Here is a 21,836-nt window from a genome sequence, read left to right as displayed (position 1 = left end):
CATATCGCAAATAAATTGCGTTCGTTGCTCTCTCGTCATTGTGAAGAGCGCAACAATGCGGCAAATCTCCGTCACAGCATATAGAAAGACCATGCCTTTGATCACACTGTCCAAGCGAAGCGCCGTCGAGCCTTTCCATGCCATGGATATCCTGGCAGAGGCCAACCGGCGAAGACAGGCGGGGCGGCCTGTGATTTCCATGGCAGTGGGGCAGCCTTCCCATCCCGCCCCAAAGGCCGCGCTGGAAGCGGCTGAGACTGCGTTGAAACATGGCCGTATCGGCTACACGGATGCGCTTGGTCTTCGCGAGTTGCGAGAGGCGATTTCCGCCCAGTACCGGCTGCAGCATCAGGTAATCATCGATCCGGCCCGGATTGCGGTGACGACCGGCTCTTCCGCAGCCTTCAACCTTGCCTTCCTGGCGCTGTTCGATGCCGGTGATGCGGTCGCGATCGCAAGACCCGGCTATCCCGCCTACCGCAACATCTTGAAGGCGCTTGGGCTCAATGTGGTGGAAGTGCCGGTCACTGCTGAAACGGGCTACACGCTGACGCCGGCCAGCCTGGAGCGGGCCGAGACCAAGGCGGGCTGCAAGCTGAAGGGCGTGCTGCTTGCAAGCCCCGCCAACCCGACCGGTACAGTCACCGGCCAAGACGCGCTGAAGCGGCTTGCGACCTATTGCGACAGCCGCGATATTGCTTTCATTTCGGACGAGATCTACCACGGTCTGACATTTGTCGGCGATGAGACCAGCGCTGTCGAAGTCACCGACAAGGCCATCATCATCAATTCCTTCTCCAAATATTACTGCATGACAGGTTGGCGAGTCGGCTGGATGGTGCTGCCGGAAGAGCTGATCCGGCCTGTCGAATGTCTGGCGCAAAGCATGTATATTTCGGCACCCGAACTTTCCCAGCTTGCTGCGGCTGCGGCGTTTTCCGCACAAGCGGAGCTCGATATTTACAAGGAAAGCTATCGCACCAACCGCGACTTTCTGATGAGCCGCCTGCCGGAACTCGGCCTGCCACTTGCCTCGCCCATGGACGGCGCCTTCTACGCCTATGTCGATACCAGCCGCTATTCCAATGACAGTATGGAGTTTGCCAAGCGCATGCTGGCGGAAATCGATGTGGCCGCGACGCCGGGACTGGATTTCGATCCGCTGGAAGGGCATCGTGCCATGCGGTTTTCCTATGCGGGTTCTGTCTCGGACATTGCCGAGGCGGTGGGCCGCATTGCGGCCTGGCTGAAACAGGATTGACGCGCAAGCGCGTGAGAGAGGAGATGACGATGGATAAGGTGGCGATCGTGACGGCGGGAGGAAGCGGCATGGGTGCCGCCGTTGCAAAGCGCTTCGCGCAGGACGGTTACAAGGTGGCGATCCTGTCGTCGTCCGGTAAGGGCGAGGCACTGGCAACTGAACTCGGCGGCGTGGGCGTGACCGGCTCCAACCAGTCCAACGACGATATCCAGAAGCTCACCGATCTCACGCTGGAAAAATTCGGCCGCATCGATGTATTGGTCAACAGCGCTGGGCACGGCCCTCGCGCGCCGATCCTCGACATCACCGACGAACAGTGGCACACGGGTCTCGACGTCTACCTGATGAATGTCATCCGTCCGACCCGGATCATCGCCCCCTTGATGGTCGCACAGAAGGGCGGAGCCATCATCAATATCTCGACGGCATGGGCCTTCGAGCCCAGTGACATGTTCCCAACCTCCGCGGTCTTCCGTGCTGGTCTTGCCGCCTATACCAAGATCTTTGCCGACACATACGCCGCCGACAATGTCCGCATGAACAATGTTCTGCCGGGCTGGATCGATAGTCTTCCAGCAACCGAGCAGCGCCGTGAAATGGTGCCGATGCAGCGCTATGGCACAAGCGAGGAAATTGCGGCCACCGTCGCCTTTTTGGCGTCTACGGGCGCAGGCTACATCACCGGGCAAAACCTGAAGGTCGATGGTGGCCTGACGCGCTCCGTGTAACTTTTTTCTCGGCCCGGGAACCGATCTTCTTCCACAGCGTTGTAGCGACGCGGGGGAGTGTCCTTTTTGTTTTCGATGCCACATGGACGTCGCGAGTTGATGGACGCCACGCCCTTTGATGAATTGGGGAATGGACTTGGTTCACATGATTCGCGATTCTGAGCCGGAAGTGTCCGTATTCTCGGCGTCGGATCTGGAGCGTCTGGAGGCTCTGGAAGAGCTCCAGATCATAGATAGCGGACCAGAGCCGGTTTTCGATGATGTCGTGCAAATCGCGAGCACTGTTTGCAAAGCGCCAGTTGCCCTCATCAGCTTCGTTCAGGAAGAGCGTCAGTGGTTCAAGGCGCGTATCGGCTTCCCACCCACCGAGACTCCGATCGATCAATCGGTCTGCCGCTATTCTCTGAACTCCGAGGATCTGCTGATCATTCCTGATCTGACGAAAGATCCTCGCACCTCTAACAATACCTTGGTCACTCAAGCCCCTTTCATCAGATTTTATGCAGGTGCACGGCTCATTCTATCGGATGGCGTCGCGGTAGGCGCGCTCTGCGTTATCGACCATGTGCCGCGCCCGGAGGGCCTGACGCAGGAGCAGCGCTCCGTGTTGAAGGCTCTCGCCGGACAGATTTCCGCTCATCTCGAACTTCGCCGCGTCGCAAACCGTCAGCGCGAACTCCTTGAGCGTCAAAAACAGATCAACGCGATGATGCGCGATAGCGTTCGCACAGCGCTCACGGCGCAGGAAGCCGGACGCATCGGCACCTTCGAACTCGATATCGAAACGGGAAATATCAAGGTCTCGGCAGAATTTTGCCGAATTTTCGACGTGCCGCCCGCCGGCCGCTATCATGCGCGCGATTTCGAAAAGATGCTCCATCCCGACGATCGCGGGCGCGAATCATCAGAAGAGACGCGCAAGAACGGTACGGCGGTCACCACGGTTGACTATCGCATCGTCACTGCCTCGCGCGGTGTCCGTTGGGTGTACCGCCAAGCGACCTTCGAGCGGGATGAAAGTGGTAAGCCTCTCAAGCTGCTGGGCACTGTCCAGGATATCACACAGCAAAGGCGTGCGACCCAACGCATCAGGACTCTCTTGGAGTTGGGCGACAGGCTTCGCGATTTGAACGACGTCGAAGAGATCGCCTTGACCGCCGCAGAACTGATGGCGCACGCGTTGGATGCGACGCGCGCCGGCTTCGGCGTTGTCGATCCCGTTCGCGAGACGGTAATGATGCAGCCGGAATGGCGCGCGCCAGGCGTCTCGTCACTGTCGGGCAAGCACTATTTTCGCGACTACGGCTCCTATATCGATGACTTGAAGGGCGGCATGAGCGTCGTCATTTCAGATGTGACCACCGATGCGAGAACCAGGGACAAAGCCGACGCACTGCTGTCACTTGGCATTCGTCAACTCGTCAACGTCCCAATCTTCGACCAAGGGAAATTCGCCCTCGTCGTTTTCGTCCACCATTGCGATCTCTTCGAATGGATGGAAGACGATCTGGCCTTTGTCAGGAGTTTTGGCGACCGCATCCAGAGCGCGATCGGCCGCTTGCGGGCGGAAGCGGAGCAGAACATGCTCAACCGAGAAATCGGCCACCGGCTGAAGAACGCCTTCGCCATGGTGCAGGCGCTTGCAAAGCAGACCTTGCGACCCGTTCAGGACCGGGGACCGGTGTTGAACTTCGAGCAGCGGCTCCAGGCGCTGAGTTCCGCCCACGACATTCTGCTCGGCAACAACTGGGCAAATGCCGATGTGCGCACGGCGCTTCTGCGTGTTGTCGATACGCTTGGAATGACAGAGCAGGTGGAGATCCGGGGCAAGGATATTTCGGTCAACCCCAAGGGTGCGCTGTCCCTGTCGCTGCTTTTGCACGAGCTGACGACGAATGCGGTAAAATACGGAAGTCTCTCGTCAGTTCATGGCAGGGTCTTGGTATCCTGGGATGTTCAAGGCGAAAGGGAAGATGCCGTCCTCCGTTTGATCTGGAGGGAGATGGGCGGGCCGCCTGTTGTCCAGCCGCAATCAAAGGGCTTTGGCTCGCGCCTCATTTCGATGGGGCTATTAGGAACCGGCGGTGTATCGACGCGTTACTTAGATCAAGGACTAGAGGTCGAAATGACAGCGTCTCTAGTTCAACTGCAACAGGTAGCGTAAACGATGGGACAGAAGCAGCCATTCGCCAAACACGTCGTACTGGTCGTGGAGGATGATCCACTCCTGCGAATGATGGCAGTCGATATGGTCGAAGATGCGGGTTTTAGTGCAATCGAGGCCGGTGGGGCCGACGAGGCACTGGAAATCCTGCAGGCGCGGACCGATGTTGGCGTGCTCTTTACCGATATCGACATGCCAGGCAGCATGGATGGCGTGCAACTTGCGCATCTCGCCTGCCAGACCGACAGGCCGATCAGCATTCTGTTGACCTCCGGACACCATCGTCTTGACCAGGAAACCCTGCCACCGCGCAGCGTTTTCTTCCCCAAGCCATACGACCTCAACATCGTGACGGAGGTATTGCGGAAGTTTGCGGCTTGAGGGCGCTGTCCCTGTCGAAACTTTAGAACATGTGGACGCAACGCATCGAAATTCACGGGTTATAAACCAAGATAATCGTCGAAAATTCGCATTAATTTTTCAGAAAATAAAATTTTCTATTGTCTCTCCAAGATTTGGCTCTGGGGGACTACATGAATTTTCTCGGCATTACAGGTATGCAATATTCCGGCGTTCCATTCCACGATACGCGAATATTGCTCGCGGAAGATTCAAACGTCTTTACTCAGATGATCGGAGCGCGTTTGAAGGAGTTGCTTGGGCTGACCGTCGAAGTCTGCCGCAATTTCGAAGAGCTGCAAGAGTGCTACGAGCACTCCAGCGAAGAGGTAACGCTCGCCATCTCCAACATCAATTTGCCAGGTGCGGAAAACGGCGAGGCCTTGGAATATCTGGTGGATCTGTCGATCCCCACGATCGTCTTCACCAGCACCTTCCATGAAGATACGCGAGAGAAGCTGATCACCAAGGAAGTGGTCGACTATATCCTCAAGGACAATGTCTTTGCTGTCGACATGCTGACGGAATCGGTCTGCCGCTTCCTGACCAACCATCGTCACCACGTGCTGATCGTCGACGATAGTCCAACTGCGCGTGCGCTGCTGTCCAGTCGTTTGAAGCGCTATAATTTTCGCGTTAGCCTCGCCGATAGCGGCGCAAAGGCGCTCGAAATTCTTCGCAACAACCCGGACATCGGTCTGGTCGTCACCGACTATAACATGCCCGACATTGATGGCTTCGAACTGACCCGCCGCATTCGCACCATGCGTGGCTCGCACGAGCTGCGCATCATTGGTGTGTCGTCTTCGACCAATCGTCTGCTCTCCGCACGCTTCTTGAAGGCCGGCGGCAATGACTTCATGCTGCGTCCCTTCATTGAGGAGGAGTTCTACTGCCGCGTGAATCAGAACCTCGACACCCTTGTGCAGATCAAAACGGCCCGGGGCAATGGCCAGAAAGCCGCAGCGGCCTGAGGCGCGCGCGCATCACAATCATTCTAAGCCGTCCTTGCATCAAGGGCGGCTTTTCATTTTAAAGCTGGGACTCAAGCGGAAGAATGCCCATGATGAGCGCGATCCCGCGCCTCGACAAGCTGGCATAGGGCTCGTTGCCGTAAAGACGGGGCCTGCCTTTGACAAGCCCGGTCCAGATCAGCCGTCTCTTAGGGTTGAGTGCCAACTCGAAGCTCATCTCGCGGCTGGTTTCCTGTTTGAATATGTCGTCCATTGCGCTCGCCAGTTCCGGCGAATTGAACAGCACACCCATTTCGGTATTCAGCGACATAGAGCGCGGGTCGAAATTGAGCGATCCGATAAAACCGGTCTCTCCATCACGGGTGAAGGCCTTGGTGTGCAGGCTCGCCTGTCCTGAACCTCGAAGAGACAACGAATTATGCTGGTCGGCAAGCGACCTCAGCTCGTGGATTTTGACGCCATTCAATAGGAGAGGGCGGCGGTAGCGTGCGTAGCCAGCATGCACTGCGGCGACATCCGTGGCGGCGAGCGAATTGGTCAACACAGAAACACAGACCCCACTGGCCGAGAGGCGTGAGAGCGTCTCGACACCTTTCTGCCCAGGAATGAAATAGGGCGAGGTAATCTTGAGCTTATGTTTGGCGCCTTCCAGAACCGGCAGCAGGTTTTCCATCAGGTAGTTATGCCCGCTGCGGCGCTTGCCGGCGGCTTTCTCTGGTGGGTCCGCCAAAACGGTTGCCGACGATACGGTGCGAAGTCGGTCGGCCATCAGGAACTGGCCGTCGTGATGAAGGCTTTCGACCTTTTGAAGATAGGGCCGTGCAGCGTCGCTTGTTGCAAGACGATCGAGCTTGCGCCGCAGCCTGGCAAGTCTGCTTGGTCGTTTGGCGAGCAGTGAACGCACCGGTATGGCAACGGCGCTGTTCCAGTAGTCGTCAAAGATCTCTTCGGCATCGCTGACCGCTTTGCCATGGGCAAGCACGTCGAAGTCCCGAAAATTCGCAGCCTCTGCCGCCCCGAAATAGGCGTCGCCAATATTGCGTCCACCGATGATCAGCGCGCGACCATCTGCAATCCAGGCCTTGTTGTGCATTCGTCGGTTGACGCTGCGGAAACGCAGGACAAGCTCGATACCACGCCGGAACATGTTCTCCCGCGCCTTCGTCGGATTGAACAGGCGCAACTCGATATTGGGATGGCTATCAATTGCGTGGAAAATTCTGTCCGACATGGTGACGCCGAGATCGTCCAACAGGAGCCGCACGCGAACACCTCGGTCCGCCGCGGCAAGAACCTCCCGCATCATCAGCCGACCGGTGAGATCGGCATTCCACATGTAGTACATGAGATCGAGACTGCGGCCGGCAGCGCGAGCGGTTGCGACGCGGACGGCAAAAGCACCCATGTTGGACTGCACCAGCGCCAGTGCCGTCAGTCTCGCGTCATCGTCACCCTTGCGAATACCCGCCCAGTGCCGGTCTAGCGGCGTGGCGTCGTCGGATTTGGGAAGTGCTGTGGAGGCAATCTTCGTGATAGCCCGCTCCTGCCGGCGCGACAGAGCAACGAGCGCAGCGATGACGGAGACGAGCACGAGCAGCGTCGTAATGATGATCCCCGTCACAATGGCTCCCATCCCTCGTTCTTTGGCCGCCGGCCAGTGTCAATCATCAAGCCTATCGCATCGCCTGCGTTTCGATGCCCGGATTAGGCTCAGGCATGCCGGGATGCGATGTCACCAGATAGGTGACGGCGACGATACCGGCAGCGACGATCAGCGTGCCGATCACCGCAATCGTCAGGCCCCATGGCTTGGACTTGCGGCGAGACCAGACGAAGCGGCGGTGAAGCAACCGGTTCTTATTGTGGTGGTGTTGATATTCTGGACCGAGATTTTCCGTGTTTGTCATGGTGGCTCTCCCGCGCCTGTTGAAATTTATGGCTGTCACCCATCGAACGCTTCAACCGCATCGCTGGTTTCATCAGGACACACGAATGAAGCTCTCCTGGTGTTTTTGCCGTGAAGTGACCTTGTCGCGGGTCGTCGCACACGACATGCTGGGTGAGAGTGTTTCTGTTGCTCTTGGGAGAGAGTCGTGATTGCCGACCCGCGCACATTTCTGGAAGATTTGTTTTTCGCAGCCGTTCGCGCAGCAGACCCCTATGAGGCAATCCGGGCACATCTTCCGCAAAGACCAAAAGGCCGGACCGTGGTGATCGGTGCCGGGAAGGCGGCAAGCCAGATGGCAGAAGCCTTCGAACGGCTGTGGCCCCACCCATTCGAAGGCGTCGTGGTCGCGCGTCATGGACCTGTGGCTGCCTGTCAGACCTTCAAGGTATTGCAGTCGGCCCATCCCGTTCCTGATGAGGCCGGCCTTGCCGCGTCTGCAGCACTGATCGACGCCGTCCATGGCCTGACAAAGGATGATCTCGTCATCGCTCTTGTTTCCGGTGGTGGCTCGGCGCTGCTGCCTGCACCGCCAGAGGGATTCTCGCTTGCAGACGAGATTGCGCTTAACGAGGCGCTGCTCGCTTCCGGGGCGCCGATCTCCGCCATGAATTTGGTGCGCAAGCATTTCTCCCGCATCAAAGGGGGGAGGTTAGCTGCTCTTGCCTATCCGGCGCGCGTCGTCAGCCTGATCGTTTCGGACGTGCCGGGAGACAATCCGGCCTTCGTCGCCTCCGGTCCGACGGTGCCGGACGAAGGCGACGCCTCCGAAGCGTTGCGAGCGATCCGCGACTACAAAATCGCGCTGCCGCAGAAGATCGTCGACTTTATTCACCGAGAGGTGACACCGAAACCTTCGGACGCAACCTTTGCTGGACACGAGGTGCATGTCATTGCTTCAGCCCGTGTTTCTCTGGAAGCGGCTGCGAAGCTTGCTGTGAAACGGGGCGTGGAACCGCTCATCCTTTCAGACTGCATCGAAGGGGAGGCGAAGGACATCGGCAGAATGCATGCTGCCTTGGCGCGGGAGTTTGCAAGCCGCGCGTCAGCAGGCAAATCCATGGTGCTTCTCTCCGGCGGCGAAACAACGGTGACGATCGGCGGCGGTACATATGGAAAGGGCGGTCGAAATTCCGAGCTGCTGCTTTCGGCTGCTCTCGACTTGCAGGGTAGCGAGGATATAACGGCGCTCGCAGCGGACACGGACGGAATTGATGGATCGGAAGATAATGCCGGCGCCTTTTGTGACGGACAAACCGTGGCGCGCATCCGTGCCGCCGGGGGCGATGCACGTTCGTTTCTTTCGGGCCACGATGCGTGGTCGGCTTTTTCCCTGGCGGGCGACCTCTTTGCACCCGGTCCGACGGGCACCAATGTCAATGATTTCCGCGCTTTTCTGCTGCAATAAGCGCGAAGGTGGTTCTGACGTCACGCTAGCGGCCACGATATGAGCGGTGACATCGGAGCCTATCTCAGCCTCTTCGCGTCTGCTTTTCTTGCGGCAACGCTGATCCCTGCTCAATCGGAATCGGTCCTCGTCTATTTGATCACGACTGGACACTATTCCATTGTATTGCTTGTCGCTGTCGCAAGCCTTGGCAACGTCTTGGGATCCATCCTCAACTGGTATCTGGGGCGAGGCATCGAGCACTATCGTGATCGGCGCTGGTTTCCGGTTTCCCCTGACAAGCTCGGAAAGGCGCAAGGCTGGTACGCCCGCTACGGACGATGGTCTTTGCTGGCAAGCTGGCTTCCTATCGTGGGGGATCCCTTGACGGTGGTCGCAGGCGTGATGCGTGAACCTCTGCCATCCTTCGTCGCCATCGTGACCCTCGCCAAGGCAGGACGCTATGTGCTTTTGGCTTTGGTCACCCAAGGCCTTCTCTAACCCTTGCATCACGCGTAGGCTTTGCAAAAGCTTCGGCTCTGATGATATGATCCTGTCAGAATTCACCTAAGCGAAGGGAGGCGCTGCCGTGAAATCGAAAATGCTCTTCAGAGATGATCATCCGCGGGGTCTGGTATCCCGCCGCAAAATTCCTCGCGTCGGCGCAAATGACAATGTCCCGAGCCTGGAATTCGAGACCACGGGTCAAGAGCGAGACTGGCGTCTCTTCTGTCTTGTCGGTGCGATCATATGTGGGCTTTCTGCCTTCATCTTCCTGCCGCTTTGGTAACAGGGGACACAAGCGCCGGTTTTAGCTTGAAAAAGACCGGATCGGTCGTTAGCCCGTTAAGCAGAGCATGAACGGCGGTACGGGCTGACTATGGTAATGATTGAAACGGTCGATGCCGTTCCGAGGGCCTTCCTCGGGGTGGAGCGATCGGCAACGGACCAGCGATGGATGTCGCGGCTTGATCAGGCCGGGCAGAACCGTGCGCTCGCCATGTCGCAGGTCCATGGTATCCCGGAGCTGATCGCCCGCGTGCTGGCGGGCCGCAATGTCGGCGTGGATGACGCGCTTGCTTTTCTCGATCCAACAATTCGCTCGCTGATGCCCGATCCCCACACGCTGACGGATTGCGAGAACGCCGCAAAGCGCATTGCCGACGCGATCGAAAAGCGCGAGAAAATTGCCATCTTTGGCGATTACGATGTGGACGGTGCCGCATCCTCGGCGCTGATGTACCGCTTCCTCCACCATTTCGGTCTCGAGCCTGAAATCTATATTCCAGATCGCATCTTCGAAGGCTACGGTCCGAACCCCGCCGCCATGCAGCAACTCGCCGCCAATGGTGCAACGCTGATCATCACCGTCGATTGCGGCTCGACCAGCCATGAATCGCTCGAAGCAGCGCGCGCTGCCGGAACCGATGTGCTCGTCATCGACCACCATCAGGTCGGAACCGAGCTTCCGCCCGCAGTCGCCTTGGTCAATCCAAACCGCGAGGACGATCTGTCGGGGCAGGGGCATCTCTGCGCCGCGGGCGTGGTGTTCCTTGTGCTGGTGGCAACGCTTCGGGTGCTGAAAGAGCGGCACAACCGCCAGGCCTTCCTGCTTGATCTTCTAACCTATCTCGACATTGTGGCGCTGGCGACGGTCTGTGATGTTGTGCCGCTGAAGGGCCTGAACCGCGCTTATGTGGTCAAGGGACTGGTTGCCGCACGCCATATGAACAATGTCGGGCTGGCGGCCCTTTTCAAGAAGGCGGGGCTTGGGGGGCCTGTCACACCCTATCATTTCGGCTTTCTGATCGGCCCCCGCATCAATGCCGGCGGACGTATCGGGGACGCGGCCCTTGGAAGTCGTCTCCTGACACTGGATGACAGCACGCAGGCTGACGTGATTGCGGAGAAGCTGGACGAGTTGAACCGCGAGCGCCAGGCAATGGAAGCGGCGATGCTTGCCGAGGCCGAAGCGGAAGCGCTCTTCGAATATGGTGATGGCTCCGGTGCCGGTGTCATCGTGACTGCCCGAGAGAATTGGCATCCGGGCATCGTCGGGCTTCTCGCCTCACGGCTGAAGGATCGCTTTCGCCGTCCTGCCTTCGCCATTGCTTTCGATTCGCAAGGACGAGGAACCGGCTCCGGGCGCTCCATCAATGGCTTCGACATGGGGCGGATGGTGCGCAATGCCGTCGACGCCGGTCTGCTGATCAAGGGCGGCGGCCACGTCATGGCAGCCGGCCTCACCGTGGAGCGCGCCAATCTCGGGCGCTTGCGTACCTTCTTCGAAGAGGCCGCACAAAAGACGGTGTCGCAGCTTGTCGAAAACAGCGTACTGAAAATCGACGGTGCCATAGGTGCGTCCGGTGCAACGGTGGCGCTGGTTGACCAATTGGAGCAGGCGGGCCCCTATGGATCGGGCCATTCCCAGCCGATCTTCGCCGTGCCGGCGCACCGGCTGCGCGATGTGCGTATCGTCGGTACCTCGCACATCAAGATTACGTTGGAAGCTCTGGATGGCTCGCGCCTCGACGGTATTGCCTTCCGTGCTGCGGATGCGCCTCTCGGCCAGATGTTGATGGCAGCCCGCGGCCGCCAGATCCATGTCGCAGGCACCTTGGGGGCTGAGCACTGGCAGGGACAGAAGCGGGTGCAGTTGCGCGTTCTGGACGCAGCCTTTGCGCCGTAGCACATCTGAACATAGGCAAGCTCAAGTCGATTCCATTGGTGAACGTGCGGAAAGCAAACTTGCGCTCCTGTGCCGGACTTTGAGTTCCAAATTAGAGCGCAATAAAGTCGGAAGCATCGATGAGTGGTGAGGGAAGCTTGGATAAAATTCAGTTCGAACGTTGGGTGCTTTTTATCGTCGGGTTGGCTTTCCTGGCCTTTGCTTTGATCAAGGTCAATGATGATAGAGTTCTGGAGGCGGGCGGCATCGCGACCATCGCCATCATGTGTCTTGTGTTCTCCAATCTCACGCGCTTCAAAAAATTCAAGGGCCTTGGTTTCGAAGCCGAACTTTGGGAGGAAAAGCAGCAAGAAGCGGCGGACCTTATTGATCTGTTTAAGACGTATACATCTGAGATTGTAATGAACAGTGTCATGCAAGGGCGTTGGGATGATGGCGGGGCTTGGGGCGCTCGATGGAAACTGTTCAATGAGTTGACCAGCAGAAAGCCAATCCCAGGTGTTGATTATGACTTCACTGATCTTCGTAAGGCTGTCGAAGATATGTTCATATTTGATATGTGCATGAATCTCTATGGCGTAGTTCGCAATCCTCTAGACGCTGCTCGACTCGTAGTATCAAATCAGATTGTTAGTGAAACTGATCTGGCACAAAATTTCGAGAAGCAAGAACGGTTAAATTCTATTAAGCTTCATGTAGATCAGCCACTTGAGGCATGCAGAACCGGAAATCTAGCAAAAATGATGCTCGAAGTTGCTAGGGTAGGCAGACTGCGTTTTCACGAGGAATTTGACGTAGAGGTCGAATTTGATGAGGTCAGAATTGAGAGACTTAAAAAGATCGCCGAAATGTCGGACAAGCGTCCTCTACAGGTGACAGATGAACTCATTCGGTGGGCCGATCACCAAGAAGAATGACTTTGTTAAGTGGACAAGACTTGTCAGACGACTGCTGCTCGTTTGGCATTAAAGCCTTACTTGCATGAATAAACGTATCGTCCGAGCGCCATCTCTACTTTCCAGTAGAGCGAGAGAGCTTTCCTTATAAGTCACTGTAATCTAATGAAAATAAGAGAAATGGCACGCCCTAGGGGAGTCGAACCCCTCTTTTCAGAATGAAAATCTGACGTCCTAACCGATAGACGAAGGGCGCGTGCGCTGTGGTGGGGGCCTTATAGTCAGGCCGCGGATTCTCCGCAAGCGGCAATTTCGATTTTTTTGATTTTAGACGATGTTTTTTGTCGAGGGAGCGGGCGCCCTGTGGACAAGCCGAATCCACACCTATGGCTATGAACGAATTGCGAGGGAAGGAAGGGGAAGCGTGAGGTGGCTCGGGATCAGGGGCTTCCCGTTTTGATCGCCGCCTCACGCTTCATCGGGGGGACAGCGAAAAAACGAGCGGTTAACAATTTGGTTCCAGCCTTGTGAGGTGGACGACAAAAAATCGCTTTGCCGGTCATCGTGCCACCTCTTGCAGCAACAAAAAACCGCCCGAAGACCATTGTCTTGGGCGGCTGATATCATGCAATTTGTATGACGCAATCAAAGATCGACGTCGAGGATCGCCATGGAGAAGTTGTAGGAACGATCGCCATCTTCGTCGTCGATATAGACGACGCCGAGGAACTCTTCACCCATGTAGACTTCAGCGGAATCATCCTTACGCGGACGTGCCTTGACGGCCATCTTGTCGTTGAAAGTACGCTTGAAATAGGCGTCGAGCTTTTTGATTTCGTCGGCTTTCACCAGTCTTCTCCTGTGCGGTTCTCACGTCGTCCATCGTCCTTGAAGGCGCGTTGTTCGGACATCGCGATTTTCAATCTGCGCCGCTTGTGGCACGGCTTAAAGGCCAAAGTAAAGTCAAAGAGGCAAATCACCCATGCGGTCCACTACGTGATCCACACGGGCAATTTTATCGCATTGAGGTTGATCAGATATCCGCGCCGATGATCTGGTCCATGATGCGGGAAGGCTCGTTGCAGCCGCCTTCGCCAACGATCCGGGCGGGCACGCCGGCAACCGTGGTATTGGGGGGAACGGGCTTCAAGACCACCGAGCCAGCCGCCACGCGAGAGCAGCTTCCGACCTCGATATTGCCAAGAATTTTGGCGCCTGCGCCAATCAGCACGCCGCTTCGGATTTTCGGGTGACGGTCTCCCGTTTCCTTGCCAGTACCGCCAAGCGTGACACCCTGAAGAATGGAGACGTTGTCGCCGATGACCGCAGTCGAGCCGACGACGAGCCCGGTGGCATGATCAAGGAACAGGCCTTTGCCAACCTTGGCCTGCGGGTTAATGTCGGTCTGGAAAACGCTCGAGGACCGGCTCTGCAAATAGAGTGCAAAATCCTTCCGTCCCTTCGACCACAGCCAGTGGGCCAGACGGTGGGTCTGGATGGCGTGAAAACCCTTGAAGTAAAGAATAGGCTCGATAAAGCGCGTGCAGGCTGGGTCGCGGTCATAGACAGCCTGGATATCGACGCGCAGAATTGCGCCCCATTCCGGCCAGTCGTGAAGCATCTCTGAAAATGTCTGGCGCAACAGAACGGCTTGCATGTCCGGATGGTCGAGCAACTCGCAGATGCGATAGATGACGCTTTCTTCCAGCGAATGGTGATTGAGGATTGTGGAATAGAAGAACGCCGAGAGCAGGGGATCCTGCGCGGCGGCTGTGCGCGCTTCGTTCAACAGGCTGCCCCAGATCGGATCGACGACGGTGATCTGATCATTCTGGCGGGTCTCTATCAGTGCGACCATGTCAGCTGTCCTTAAAACCGGTTTGCTTCAGTATACAGAAAAATGCGTTGCACAGAAATGGGTATGCGCGAGCAGCGTTAAAGGTGGCAAAGCATCAGTTTTTCTGACAGCTTTGTGGAACGGCATGTCTTGATCACGCCGATCGGTCGAGTTCGCCGTAGAATTCCAATACCGCCGCCTTGAAGACGCGATCTCCCACCGCCAACATGTGATCGCGGTTGGGAATGTCGATGGCCTTTGCATGCGGCATCAGATCGGCGAGCTCCTGGCCCGACCCTGCAATATCGTCCTTCGTTCCGACGGCAATCAGCGTCGGTGCCTCGATCTTGGCTGCTTCTTCGCGGGTGACCAGAACGCGCGATGTCTCGATACAGGCGGCAAGCGCGACGCGATCGCTTTTCGTCTGCTCGGCAAAAGCGCGGAACATGCGCCCGCGTTCATGGGTGACGACATCGAGCGATGGCGCGCGAAGCGCATCCGCAATCGGATCCCAGTCCCCAACGCCGTCCACCATGCCGATGCCAAGGCCGCCGAACACCAGCGAGCGGACACGATCGGGGTGTGCCATCGCCACGAAAGCGGAGATACGCGCGCCCATGGAGTAACCCATCACATGCGCTTCAGGGATGCCAAGGTGGTTGAGCAGACCAACCGCGTCTTCAGCCATCACGGCCGGATAGTAGGCATTCGGGTCATGCGGTTTGTCGCTGGCCCCATGGCCGCGATTATCGAGTGCAATCACACGATAGCCGGCGTCGCCGAGTGTCTTCACCCAGCCGGGATGAACCCAGTTCACTGCCGCACTGGACGCAAATCCGTGAATGAGAAGAACCGGTACGCCAGACGGGTCGCCGTCGTCGAAATAGGCGAGTTGAAGTCCATCGCGCTGGAAGGACAAAAATTGCGGCAGGTTGAGATTCATCAAGGACCTCCTTTTTTGCCGACCATATGTCAGGAAATAGTGGTGTTGGGAATATTCAACGCTCTTTTCTATGGAGGTTGGAGTGATTTAACGCTACATACTCGAAGAATACGAGCGTTGGCTCAGAGACGAATTTGCATTTGGAGACGAACATGGCCGGCCACACAATTCCTCACTTCCAGAACGACGGCGGACACCGCATGATCGAGATCGGCGTCAAGGAATTCATGTGCACGGGGGCATCCGTTCCTTTCGATCACCCGCATATCTTCATCGATATGGGCGACGAGAACGAGAAGGTCTGCTCCTACTGTTCCACGCTCTATCGCTACGATCCGTCGCTGAAGGCCACGCAGACCAATCCTCCCGGCTGCGTCTTCCACGTGAAGGCAGCGTAACCCCATAAATATCGGGGCTCTCCATGCCCATTAAATCCGTGGCGATTGTCGGTGCCGGTATAGCCGGTCTCACCGCCGCCCTTTCTTTTGCCCGTCATGGCATTGCAAGTGACATCGTCGAGCAGGCGTCCGAACTCGCAGAGGTCGGCGCCGGGCTGCAAATCTCGCCCAATGCCGCCCATATCTTGTCCGCCCTCGATGTCCTGCCGCTGATTGAAGAGACGTGGATCGAGCCCGAGACGGTCGATCTGGCGTCCGGCCTTTCGCTCAAAACGCTCGTGTCTCTGCCGATGAAGAGTGTGGCAAGAAGCCGTTGGCACGCACCCTACGGCGTGCTGCATCGGGCGAGCCTGCAGCAGGCACTTCTTGCGACCGTCAGAAACAATCCTCTGTGCCGATTGCATCTTGGAAAAAGGCTGGAGAGCGCCAGCAAATCCGAGATTGCGAAGACAATCTTCACCGAGCCGGATCTGATCATCGGCGCCGACGGCGTTTGGTCGAGCACGCGCTACGCCGTACCGAACAGCCCCGTCGCGACCTTCTCGGGCAACATCGCCTGGCGCTTCACGCTGTCTGGCGATGACGCGCCTGAGTTTCTCAACCGTACTGCCGTTACGGCGTTCCTCGGCCCATCCGCGCATGTCGTGGCCTATCCGCTGGCAGAAACGGGCGGCTTCAACATCGTCGCAATTGCAGTTGGCGCAAATCCTGGAGACACCTGGAAGGCGGAAGCGCAAGGTCAGCAGAAGGCATTTCTCATCCAACAGTTTCGCCGTTGGAAGCCGGCTTTTTGGAGCGCATTGGAGCGTCCCAGCACACCGACATTCTGGCCGCTCTTCCAGGCTGGCCCTGGCCGCTGGCAAAACGGGCGGGACACGGTTCTCATCGGCGATGCAGCCCATGCGATGATGCCCTTCGCCGCTCAAGGAGCGGCAATGGCAATCGAGGATGCCTTTGAACTGGCCACTTTCGTTGCGCAAGGAGATGCGCTGGGCTCATCGCTTGAGAGCTTTGAGGCGCATCGCATGCCACGCGTCGAGCAGGCGCGCAGACGCGCAAAGCTGAACAGCTTTGCCTATCACGCCCGAGGCCCTCTGCGGATCGGACGCGATGTTCTGCTGTCTTTGCGTCCGCCGGAAAAATTCCTTGCGGACTTCGACTGGCTTTATGGCTACCGCGCAGAAGGGCTTTAGGCTTTCGCCGCCGCGGCAAACCCTGCTTCCAGATCGCGCTTGATATCCGCAACATCCTCAAGCCCGATCTGAAGCCGGATAACCGGTCCTCCGCTCGGGCCAGCCGCTACCGTCCGATCGGCGAGATTGACGAGGACGGCCAGAGATTCATAGCCGCCCCATGAAAAACCAAGCCCGAAAATGGACAGGGCATCAAGGAAGGCATGGGCCTTGTCTTTGAACTTTTCCGGATCGGCCTTCAGGACAAACGAGAATACGCCGCTGGATCCCTTGAAATCGCGTTTCCAGATATGGTGTGTCGGGAAACTGGGCAGGGCGGGGTGCAGGACGCTGGCGACGTCGTCGCGCGTTTCAAGCCATTGAGCGATCTCAAGCGCGCTTTTCTGGTGGTGTTCCAGCCTGATTCCCATTGTGCGCATCCCGCGCAGCACTTGATAAGCATCGTCGGACGTCACGCACATGCCGAGATTGGTATTGGCGTCCCAAAGTTTCTTCCAGTGCTTTTCATTGGCGGATACGAAGCCCATCAGCACGTCGGAATGGCCTGCCGGATATTTCGTCGCAGCATGGATGGAGACGTCCACGCCATGATCGAGCGGGCGGAAAAAGAGCGGCGTCGCCCAGGTATTATCCATGGTAACGACGCAGTCGTAACGATGCGCGATGGACGAAATCAGCTTCACGTCCTGCATTTCGAAAGTGTTCGAGCCGGGCGCTTCCAGATGGACGAGCCGCGTATTCGGGCGGATGAAAGCCTCGATGCCAGCCCCGATCGCGGGATCATAATATTCGACCTCGACACCATATTGTTTGAGCATCGTATTGCAGAAGCGGCGGGTCGGAAAATACACCGAATCGACGATCAGCGCGTGGTCTCCGGCGGAGAGATAAGCAAGAAATGGAACGGTCACGGCAGCAAGGCCGGACGACAGGAGGATGGTTCCAGCCGACCCTTCCAGCTCGTCGATCATCTTGCACAGCGCGTCCGTCGTCGGCGTACCATGAGTGCCATAAGTGTATGGCTGGTCACCCGACATCAACGTTGCAGCATCCGGGAAAAGAACGGTCGAACCACGGGCGATCGGAGGATTGACGAAGCCGAAAAAGTCGAACGGCTCGTTACCGAGATGGGCAAGGCGCGTATTCACTCCCGAGGCGCCTAGGATCTCGTTCTTGTTTTTCATGCTGGAAGTCTCTCATTAATGTGATGCGGGAAGATGCCGAAGAATTGCGCTTGCGGTCAAGCCACTTATGTGAGCAGGGGAAAAACCAGTCTATCTGTCAGACAGGATGAACAGATTTTGAGCTATTTTCGCGCAAAAAATAGTCATATGCTTACTTAAAAGCCGAAAATTTGAAAATTCCGTTTTTTAGACACAATTGCTTAGCGAAAGTCTTGACCATGGCGGCAATTGTGATTGTGATAGGGGCGCACACCGGGAGGTGAAGCGGAGAGACTGTCGCGAGCGCATGGCATGCGTCGGTCATCTCCAATCGAGAAAAAAGAGACAAAGGTTGGGAAAAATGAAAAAGGCACTTCTGTCAGCCGCTATTGGCGCAGCAGTATTGGGAGCTGCAACGGCTGCATCTGCCGCTACTCTTCAGGATGTTAAGGCAAAGGGCTTCGTCACCTGCGGCGTCAGCTCTGGCATTCCGGGTTTCTCGAACCCCGACGACAAGGGCGAATGGTCTGGTATCGACGTTGACTATTGCCGCGGTATCGCTGCTGCTGTCTTCGGTGATCCGACCAAGGCCAAGTACGTTCCGCTGACATCGAAGGATCGTTTCCCTGCGCTCCAATCCGGCGAAGTCGACGTTTTGACACGTAACACCACCTGGACGATCAGCCGCGATACGTCGCTCGGCTTCAACTTCCGCACCGTTAACTACTACGACGGCCAGGGCTTCATTGTTAAGAAGAGCCTGAACGTGAAGTCTGCTCTGGAGCTCTCCGGCGCTGCCGTCTGCGTTCAGCAGGGCACGACGACCGAGCTCAACCTCGCCGACTACTTCAAGACCAACAACCTTCAGTACAACCCGGTTGTGTTTGAAAAGGAATCCGACGCGACCTCCGCTTACGACTCCGGTCGTTGCGACGTCTACACCACGGACCAGTCCGGCCTTTACGCAATCCGTCTGAAGATGAAGAACCCTGATGAAAACATGGTTCTCCCTGAAATCATCTCCAAGGAGCCTCTCGGACCTGCGGTTCGTCAAGGTGACGACCAGTGGTTCGACCTTGTCAGCTGGGTTCACTACGCCATGATCAATGCTGAAGAGCTTGGCATCACCTCCAAGAACGTCGACGAGCAGAAGGCTTCTGCCAACCCGGACGTAAAGCGTCTTCTCGGCACTGAAGAAGGCACCAAGATCGGTACCGATCTCGGCGTCACCAACGAGTGGGCCTACAACATCATCAAGACTGTCGGCAACTACGGCGAAGTCTTCGACCGCAACGTCGGTCCTGGCTCTCCGCTCAAGATCGAGCGCGGCCTGAACTCTCTGTGGAACAAGGGCGGCCTGCAGTACGCGCCTCCGGTTCGCTGATTGCTTTAAAGCCTAAAAGCTTGTGCAGGAGGCGGGGATAATCATCTCTGCCTCCTTCTTCTTCATAAAATAAGCTCGAAAAGAGCATATAGAGGGAAAGGTGCCTATGGCAGGCAAGACGATCCGTTCTGGACCGTCCGGCGCATCCGGCGCGACGTCCATGATCAACGATCCGCGCATGCGGTCCATCTTCTATCAGACCGTGACGCTCATCATCCTGGTGCTGGCCGTCTGGTTCATCACCAACAACACCATCCAGAATCTTCAGAGAGCCAACATCGCCTCTGGCTTTGGCTTCCTGAACGGAAGAGCCGGTTTCGATATCGGTCAGACGCTGATCGACTACAACAATGACAACACGTTTGGTCGCGCACTGATCGTCGGTATATTGAACACCTTGCAGGTGGCAGTGCTGGGCATCATTACGGCCTCGATCATCGGTTTCCTCGTCGGAATTGCACGCCTGTCCAAAAACTGGCTGGTCTCGAAACTTGCACAGGCCTATGTGGAAATCTTCCGCAATCTGCCGCCGCTTCTCGTCATTTTCTTCTGGTACAAGGGCGTCATCACGATTCTTCCGCAGGCCCGTGAATCGCTTGCTCTCCCACTCGATACCTATTTGAACAATCGCGGTTTCTTTTACCCCAAGTTCGTCTGGGGTGAGGGTGCCTGGATGGTTCCTGTAGCATTCCTCGTCGGTATCATCATTACCTTCTTCGTCTATCGCTGGGCAAAGGCCCGCCAAATGCGCACCGGGCAGCCGTTCCGTACCGGTCTGGTCGGCACTGTGGTCATCATCGGCTTGCCAATCTTGACCTTTCTGGCGCTTGGCGCACCGTTGACTTTTGACGTGCCCGTTCTTGGTCGCTTCAATCTGGCCGGCGGCTCGGTTATTGCACCGGAATTCATGTCGCTCTATCTGGCGCTCTCCTTCTACACCGCATCCTTCATCGCTGAAATCGTCCGTGGCGGCATCAAGGCCGTCGCGAAGGGGCAGACGGAAGCGGCCGAGGCACTCGGCCTCCGTTCCAGCACCACGACGCGCCTCATCGTCGTTCCACAGGCTATGCGCATCATCATCCCGCCGCTTACCAGCCAATATCTCAATTTGACGAAGAACTCGTCGCTCGCTGTTGCCGTTGGCTTCTCGGATCTCGTGGCGGTTGGCGGTACCATCCTCAATCAGACGGGTCAGGCTGTCGAAGTCGTGGCGATCTGGATGATCGTCTATCTGTCGCTGTCCATCACAACGGCGTTGTTCATGAACTGGTTCAACGCGAAGATGGCATTGGTGGAGAGATAAGCGATATGACAAGTACTTCCGTTTCCTATATCCGCCGCGAATTGGTGCCGGCTCAGCCGGCGCCATCCAGCCAGGTCGGTGTCGCGCATTGGCTCAAAACGAAACTCTTCGCCACGCCGAAGGATGTCGTGATGACGGTGCTGTCCATCGCACTGCTCGCCTACATCCTTCCGCCTCTGGTGCAGTTCTTGTTCGTCGATGCTGTCTGGACCGGCACCGATCGCTTGGCTTGCCTGACCGTCGCGCAGGGCGGCGCTCTGCCGGATGGCCAGGCCGGAGCCTGTTGGGCCTTCGTTGGGGCCAAGTTCCAACAGTTCATGTTCGGACGTTATCCGTTTGATGAACGCTGGCGTCCGCTTCTTGTCGCAGCAATGTTTGTCATTCTGCTCATCCCGATGCTGATCCCGAAGGCACCCTTCAAGACGGCCAATGCCGTGTTGCTTTTCCTCGTGCTGCCTTTCGTCTCCTTCTTCCTGCTGATTGGCGGTTATTTTGGCTTGCCGCGGGTGGAAACGCAGCTCTGGGGCGGGCTGATGGTCACGCTGATCCTGTCCTTTTTCGGAATCACCGTATCGCTGCCGCTTGGCATTCTCCTGGCGCTTGGTCGTCGTTCAACGATGCCCGTGATCAAGACACTGTGCGTGACCTTCATAGAGGTCATTCGCGGCATTCCTCTGATCACTGTCCTGTTCTTCGCCAGCATCATGCTGCCGCTGTTTCTGCCCGAAGGCGTGACGTTCGACAAGTTCATGCGTGCTCTGGTCGGGGTGTCGCTGTTTGCATCCGCTTATATGGCGGAAGTTATTCGCGGTGGACTTCAAGCCATTCCGAAGGGGCAGTACGAAGGTGCGGATTCGCTTGGCCTGAATTATTGGCAGAAGACTCGTCTGATCGTTTTGCCGCAGGCGCTGAAGCTCGTCATTCCCGGCATCGTCAACACCTTTATCGGTCTCTTCAAGGATACGTCGCTCGTGTCGATCATTGGCATGTTCGACCTCCTGGGTATCGTCAACCTCAACCAGTCGGATGCGAACTGGGCAACACCGGTGACACCTGTCACCGGTTATGTGTTTGCCGGGTTCGTATTCTGGATATTCTGCTTCGGCATGTCGCGCTATTCCCTGTTCATGGAGCGCCATCTCGACACCGGACATAGAAAGTAAGGGAAAATC

General features: G+C 57.1%; 20 protein-coding genes and 1 tRNA gene. 14 read left to right on the top strand and 7 right to left on the bottom strand.

The annotated features are described in order from the left end of the window. The first annotated feature begins 91 nt into the window (after positions 1 to 91). From ACTJK5_RS06295 to ACTJK5_RS06275, 5 genes are all read left to right on the top strand, one after another. The gene (locus tag ACTJK5_RS06295; RefSeq protein WP_113260828.1) at positions 92 to 1,261 is read left to right on the top strand and encodes a pyridoxal phosphate-dependent aminotransferase; all 1,170 of its coding nucleotides are present in this window, start codon (positions 92 to 94) and stop codon (positions 1,259 to 1,261) included. Positions 1,262 to 1,284: 23 nt separating this feature from the next. Then, positions 1,285 to 1,989 (top strand): SDR family oxidoreductase, encoded by a 705-nt coding sequence (locus tag ACTJK5_RS06290; protein WP_113260827.1) that lies wholly within the window; start codon positions 1,285 to 1,287, stop codon positions 1,987 to 1,989. 145 nt (positions 1,990 to 2,134) lie between these two features. Beyond that, a complete protein-coding gene (locus ACTJK5_RS06285; RefSeq protein ID WP_440612023.1) occupies positions 2,135 to 4,153 on the top strand; it encodes a GAF domain-containing protein in 2,019 nt (672 codons plus the stop codon). Between the two features lie 3 nt (positions 4,154 to 4,156). Continuing rightward, complete coding sequence (locus tag ACTJK5_RS06280; RefSeq protein ID WP_062425488.1) at positions 4,157 to 4,534, top strand: response regulator; 378 nt, start codon at positions 4,157 to 4,159, stop codon at positions 4,532 to 4,534. A gap of 152 nt (positions 4,535 to 4,686) precedes the next feature. Further along, positions 4,687 to 5,526 carry a response regulator gene (locus ACTJK5_RS06275; RefSeq protein WP_062425487.1) on the top strand — a complete coding sequence of 280 codons (840 nt, stop codon included), beginning with the start codon at positions 4,687 to 4,689 and terminating at the stop codon, positions 5,524 to 5,526. Between the two features lie 58 nt (positions 5,527 to 5,584). On the opposite strand, the gene ACTJK5_RS06270 is transcribed toward ACTJK5_RS06275, so the two are convergent. Further along, positions 5,585 to 7,147: a phospholipase D family protein gene (locus ACTJK5_RS06270; RefSeq protein WP_440612566.1), complete on the bottom strand. Its 1,563-nt coding sequence runs from the start codon at positions 7,145 to 7,147 to the stop codon at positions 5,585 to 5,587. 52 nt (positions 7,148 to 7,199) lie between these two features. Continuing rightward, positions 7,200 to 7,433 (bottom strand): hypothetical protein, encoded by a 234-nt coding sequence (locus ACTJK5_RS06265; protein ID WP_062425485.1) that lies wholly within the window; start codon positions 7,431 to 7,433, stop codon positions 7,200 to 7,202. Positions 7,434 to 7,619: 186 nt separating this feature from the next. Here ACTJK5_RS06265 and ACTJK5_RS06260 point away from each other — a divergent pair, with 186 nt between their 5' ends. The 4 genes from ACTJK5_RS06260 (at position 7,620) to ACTJK5_RS06245 (ending at position 12,464) form a co-directional block, all read left to right on the top strand. Continuing rightward, positions 7,620 to 8,879 (top strand): glycerate kinase type-2 family protein, encoded by a 1,260-nt coding sequence (locus ACTJK5_RS06260; RefSeq protein WP_440612022.1) that lies wholly within the window; start codon positions 7,620 to 7,622, stop codon positions 8,877 to 8,879. Positions 8,880 to 8,918: 39 nt separating this feature from the next. After that, positions 8,919 to 9,359: a YqaA family protein gene (locus ACTJK5_RS06255; protein WP_440612021.1), complete on the top strand. Its 441-nt coding sequence runs from the start codon at positions 8,919 to 8,921 to the stop codon at positions 9,357 to 9,359. A 385-nt stretch (positions 9,360 to 9,744) separates the two neighbouring features. Continuing rightward, positions 9,745 to 11,547: a single-stranded-DNA-specific exonuclease RecJ gene (gene recJ, locus ACTJK5_RS06250; protein WP_440612565.1), complete on the top strand. Its 1,803-nt coding sequence runs from the start codon at positions 9,745 to 9,747 to the stop codon at positions 11,545 to 11,547. 119 nt (positions 11,548 to 11,666) lie between these two features. Further along, on the top strand, positions 11,667 to 12,464 hold the full coding sequence (locus ACTJK5_RS06245) for a hypothetical protein (RefSeq protein ID WP_440612020.1): 798 nt from the start codon (positions 11,667 to 11,669) through the stop codon (positions 12,462 to 12,464). 160 nt (positions 12,465 to 12,624) lie between these two features. Here the strand turns inward: ACTJK5_RS06245 and ACTJK5_RS06240 are convergent. From ACTJK5_RS06240 to ACTJK5_RS06225, 4 genes are all read right to left on the bottom strand, one after another. Then, positions 12,625 to 12,699 (bottom strand) — tRNA-Glu (locus ACTJK5_RS06240). A 389-nt stretch (positions 12,700 to 13,088) separates the two neighbouring features. After that, positions 13,089 to 13,292, bottom strand: coding sequence for a DUF3126 family protein (locus ACTJK5_RS06235; RefSeq protein ID WP_062425480.1), 204 nt, complete (start codon positions 13,290 to 13,292; stop codon positions 13,089 to 13,091). A gap of 184 nt (positions 13,293 to 13,476) precedes the next feature. After that, on the bottom strand, positions 13,477 to 14,301 hold the full coding sequence (gene cysE / locus ACTJK5_RS06230; protein ID WP_062437708.1) for a serine O-acetyltransferase: 825 nt from the start codon (positions 14,299 to 14,301) through the stop codon (positions 13,477 to 13,479). Between the two features lie 133 nt (positions 14,302 to 14,434). Further along, complete coding sequence (locus ACTJK5_RS06225) at positions 14,435 to 15,223, bottom strand: alpha/beta fold hydrolase (protein WP_062437706.1); 789 nt, start codon at positions 15,221 to 15,223, stop codon at positions 14,435 to 14,437. 152 nt (positions 15,224 to 15,375) lie between these two features. Between ACTJK5_RS06225 and ACTJK5_RS06220 the strand changes: the two genes are divergently transcribed. Beyond that, positions 15,376 to 15,621, top strand: a complete 246-nt coding sequence (locus ACTJK5_RS06220) for a zinc-finger domain-containing protein (RefSeq protein WP_062425477.1) — start codon at positions 15,376 to 15,378, stop codon at positions 15,619 to 15,621. Positions 15,622 to 15,644: 23 nt separating this feature from the next. Beyond that, on the top strand, positions 15,645 to 16,814 hold the full coding sequence (locus ACTJK5_RS06215; protein ID WP_440612019.1) for an FAD-dependent monooxygenase: 1,170 nt from the start codon (positions 15,645 to 15,647) through the stop codon (positions 16,812 to 16,814). Here ACTJK5_RS06215 and ACTJK5_RS06210 read toward each other — a convergent pair. Then, positions 16,811 to 17,998 carry a cystathionine beta-lyase gene (locus tag ACTJK5_RS06210; RefSeq protein ID WP_440612018.1) on the bottom strand — a complete coding sequence of 396 codons (1,188 nt, stop codon included), beginning with the start codon at positions 17,996 to 17,998 and terminating at the stop codon, positions 16,811 to 16,813. The two genes, ACTJK5_RS06215 and ACTJK5_RS06210, sit on opposite strands and share 4 nt — an antisense overlap. A 340-nt stretch (positions 17,999 to 18,338) precedes the next feature. On the opposite strand from ACTJK5_RS06210, the gene ACTJK5_RS06205 reads away from it, so the two are divergent. The 3 genes from ACTJK5_RS06205 (at position 18,339) to ACTJK5_RS06195 (ending at position 21,827) form a co-directional block, all read left to right on the top strand. Further along, complete coding sequence (locus ACTJK5_RS06205; protein ID WP_113227420.1) at positions 18,339 to 19,361, top strand: amino acid ABC transporter substrate-binding protein; 1,023 nt, start codon at positions 18,339 to 18,341, stop codon at positions 19,359 to 19,361. Between the two features lie 106 nt (positions 19,362 to 19,467). After that, entirely contained in the window at positions 19,468 to 20,664 is a 1,197-nt protein-coding gene (locus ACTJK5_RS06200; protein ID WP_062598128.1) for an amino acid ABC transporter permease, read from the top strand. A gap of 5 nt (positions 20,665 to 20,669) precedes the next feature. Further along, complete coding sequence (locus tag ACTJK5_RS06195) at positions 20,670 to 21,827, top strand: amino acid ABC transporter permease (protein ID WP_440612017.1); 1,158 nt, start codon at positions 20,670 to 20,672, stop codon at positions 21,825 to 21,827. Positions 21,828 to 21,836: the final 9 nt, after the last annotated feature.

The organism is Agrobacterium sp. 22094 (genome assembly GCF_052046015.1).
GTDB lineage: Bacteria > Pseudomonadota > Alphaproteobacteria > Rhizobiales > Rhizobiaceae > Agrobacterium > Agrobacterium cavarae.
This window is presented reverse-complemented; position numbering and strand designations above follow the sequence as displayed.

Bases quoted from the DNA above. Each gene is read 5' to 3' on its own strand.
- ACTJK5_RS06295 (WP_113260828.1), top strand. From the start codon at position 92: ATGCCTTTGATCACACTGTCCAAGCGAAGCGCCGTCGAGCCTTTCCAT.
- recJ (WP_440612565.1), top strand. From the start codon at position 9,745: ATGATTGAAACGGTCGATGCCGTTCCGAGGGCCTTCCTCGGGGTGGAG.
- ACTJK5_RS06205 (WP_113227420.1), top strand. From the start codon at position 18,339: ATGAAAAAGGCACTTCTGTCAGCCGCTATTGGCGCAGCAGTATTGGGA.
- ACTJK5_RS06265 (WP_062425485.1), bottom strand. From the start codon at position 7,433: ATGACAAACACGGAAAATCTCGGTCCAGAATATCAACACCACCACAAT.
- ACTJK5_RS06210 (WP_440612018.1), bottom strand. From the start codon at position 17,998: ATGAAAAACAAGAACGAGATCCTAGGCGCCTCGGGAGTGAATACGCGC.
- ACTJK5_RS06215 (WP_440612019.1), top strand. From the start codon at position 15,645: ATGCCCATTAAATCCGTGGCGATTGTCGGTGCCGGTATAGCCGGTCTC.
- ACTJK5_RS06200 (WP_062598128.1), top strand. From the start codon at position 19,468: ATGGCAGGCAAGACGATCCGTTCTGGACCGTCCGGCGCATCCGGCGCG.
- ACTJK5_RS06280 (WP_062425488.1), top strand. From the start codon at position 4,157: ATGGGACAGAAGCAGCCATTCGCCAAACACGTCGTACTGGTCGTGGAG.
- ACTJK5_RS06290 (WP_113260827.1), top strand. From the start codon at position 1,285: ATGACGATGGATAAGGTGGCGATCGTGACGGCGGGAGGAAGCGGCATG.
- ACTJK5_RS06225 (WP_062437706.1), bottom strand. From the start codon at position 15,223: ATGAATCTCAACCTGCCGCAATTTTTGTCCTTCCAGCGCGATGGACTT.
- ACTJK5_RS06285 (WP_440612023.1), top strand. From the start codon at position 2,135: ATGATTCGCGATTCTGAGCCGGAAGTGTCCGTATTCTCGGCGTCGGAT.
- cysE (WP_062437708.1), bottom strand. From the start codon at position 14,301: ATGGTCGCACTGATAGAGACCCGCCAGAATGATCAGATCACCGTCGTC.
- ACTJK5_RS06275 (WP_062425487.1), top strand. From the start codon at position 4,687: ATGAATTTTCTCGGCATTACAGGTATGCAATATTCCGGCGTTCCATTC.
- ACTJK5_RS06255 (WP_440612021.1), top strand. From the start codon at position 8,919: ATGAGCGGTGACATCGGAGCCTATCTCAGCCTCTTCGCGTCTGCTTTT.
- ACTJK5_RS06220 (WP_062425477.1), top strand. From the start codon at position 15,376: ATGGCCGGCCACACAATTCCTCACTTCCAGAACGACGGCGGACACCGC.
- ACTJK5_RS06195 (WP_440612017.1), top strand. From the start codon at position 20,670: ATGACAAGTACTTCCGTTTCCTATATCCGCCGCGAATTGGTGCCGGCT.
- ACTJK5_RS06245 (WP_440612020.1), top strand. From the start codon at position 11,667: ATGAGTGGTGAGGGAAGCTTGGATAAAATTCAGTTCGAACGTTGGGTG.